At 61.4% G+C, this 2,132-nt stretch carries 2 protein-coding genes; both read right to left on the bottom strand.

The window, feature by feature from the left end; genetic code table 11:
• Positions 1 to 36: 36 nt before the first annotated feature.
• Positions 37 to 207 (bottom strand): hypothetical protein, encoded by a 171-nt coding sequence (locus tag PLL20_19050; protein HPD32095.1) that lies wholly within the window; start codon positions 205 to 207, stop codon positions 37 to 39.
• 18 nt (positions 208 to 225) lie between these two features.
• Positions 226 to 1,602: a trypsin-like peptidase domain-containing protein gene (locus tag PLL20_19045; GenBank protein HPD32094.1), complete on the bottom strand. Its 1,377-nt coding sequence runs from the start codon at positions 1,600 to 1,602 to the stop codon at positions 226 to 228.
• Between the last annotated feature and the right edge of the window lie 530 nt (positions 1,603 to 2,132).

Raw genomic sequence — 2,132 nt, 5'->3', positions numbered from 1 at the left:
AGACTACATATTCAAACCGGCGAAATCTCTGCACTTTCAGAACGACGCTGGCACGCCCTTGTCGTACTGAAACCTGTACTCGACGCGAACCAGCGACGGGGCCAGGCTGTCGAGCAGCGCGATCTGCTCGGCCGGCGAAAGCGGCTCCTTGTCCGTCGCCGTCGCGGTCAGCAGCAACCAAAGCAGCGCAATGGATGGTCCGGTCATCGTGTTTCTCCTCTCAACTTACTCCTTTTCGTACTCCCGAGAGAAATCGAGCACCACTTGGCGCATCAGGCCGTTGCGGAGCACCGTTACCAGCACTCGGTGCTTGGTGCCCACGTTTCTGATCGCCTCCTCATGAATCGCCTTCACCTCATCGAGCGTGGTCACATCCTTCCCCTCGATCTTCAGGAGTATATCCTGCGACTGCAGGCCCGCGTTCGAGGCATTACCCGGGTACTTGACTCCGAGAACGAACACGCCCTTCTGGCGGTGAAAGTACAGATCGGGGTTCTCGAACTGGTTGATCGTCTTGAGGGTCATGTCCCAACGCGGACAGTCGAGTTCGTCACCCTCCACCTTGCCCTTCTCTCGGGGGGTCAGCTCTACCACCAGCAGGTCCGAGCCTCGCAGGAGCTCGAGCTTGGCCGGCTTGTGTTTCGGGAGCAGCCCGAGTTCACGCCGGATAGCCGGAAGGTTCTCCTCGGTTATGGCGTTGAGGGACTTTCCGTTGACCCTCAGAAGCCGGTCTCGCGGCTGAATGCCCGCCCGGCGCGCCGGACTGTCCGGATCGGTCTCCGCCACGATTACCCCCTCCGTTCCGTCGAAGTACATGTTGCGATTGAAATCCTTAAGCGCCTGAAGCTGCAGGCCCATCCAGCTCCAGTTGACGTGCCCGACCTCGCGAAGCTGCGGCACGATGGTGCGAATGGTGTCCGATGGGATCGCAAACCCCATGTCCCCGCCGTAGCTGGTGCCTCGCGTATTGATGCCGATGACCTCGCCGTCAGTGTTGACCAGCGGCCCGCCGGAGTTGCCCGGGCTGATCGAGGCGTCGGTTTGAAGCCACAGGCTGTATTCGCTCGCCTCGGGCAGAAAACGGTCCTTGCAGGAAATGATCCCGATGGAGACCGAGCGGCTCAGCCCCCACGGGGCACCCATGGCCATGACGAAATCACCCTCCTTCAGCTTCGTCGAATCCCCCAGAACGGCATGCGGCAGCGGTTTGGCATTCTCGGGCACGACAAGCTGAACCAGGGCCAGGTCGGTGTCCTTGTCCGTGCCCAGGACCTTGGCGCCCATCGCCTGCCCGTCCAGGAGCAGGCATCGCACCTCCGTTGCCTTCTCCACCACGTGCCAGTTGGTCAGCATCTCTCCCTCTGGCGAAATGATCACCCCGCTGCCGGAGACGTCCTCGGTACGCTTTTTGCCTTGTTCGTGGCTTTCCCGCAGACATTTGACGAAAACGACCGCGGGAAACACCTTGTCCTTGGCCTGTTTGACGACCTCGCGGAAATCGAGCCGTTCAAGCCCCCCCGCGTCGCCGGTCAAGGCTGACTCGGCCGCGAAGGCGGGAACAACCAGAAAACAGCAGAAGATCAACGTTACGAGGATACGCATCACGGCCGATACCTCCGGGGAACACCGAAGCGCGTTGGATCACCAGTAGACACCCTGTTATGCAGTAAGACTAATCAATCGCAACGGTGTTGTCGAGCGCGGAATTGGACGGGCAGCCCACCTCGTTTCGAGGCGGGGGAGCGAATCTCTGCCTGAAGTTGAAGGCTCCAGCGCTCAAGAGATGGGGCAACCGTGGCAGGAAAGAGTGCCGACGAGGGCGTCGGCACCACTCGGGCAGCCCACCTCGTTTCGAGGCGGGGGAGCGAATCTCTGCCTGAAGTTGAAGGCTCCAGCGCTCAAGAGATGGGGCAACCGTGGCAGGAAAGAGTGCCGACGAGGGCGTCGGCACCACTCGGGTGGCCCACCTCGTTTCGAGGCGGGGGAGCGAATCTCTGCCTGAAGTTGAAGGCTCCAGCGCTCAAGAGATGGGGCAACCGTGGCAGGAAAGAGTGCCGACGAGGGCGTCGGCACCACTCGGGCAGCCCACCTCGTTTCGAGGCGGGGGAGCGAATCTCTGCCTGAAGTTGAAG

The organism is Phycisphaerae bacterium, assembly GCA_035384605.1.
Classification (GTDB): domain Bacteria; phylum Planctomycetota; class Phycisphaerae; order UBA1845; family PWPN01; genus JAUCQB01.
Note: the sequence above shows the minus strand (reverse complement) of the source record. Positions and strands in the feature narration are given on the sequence as shown.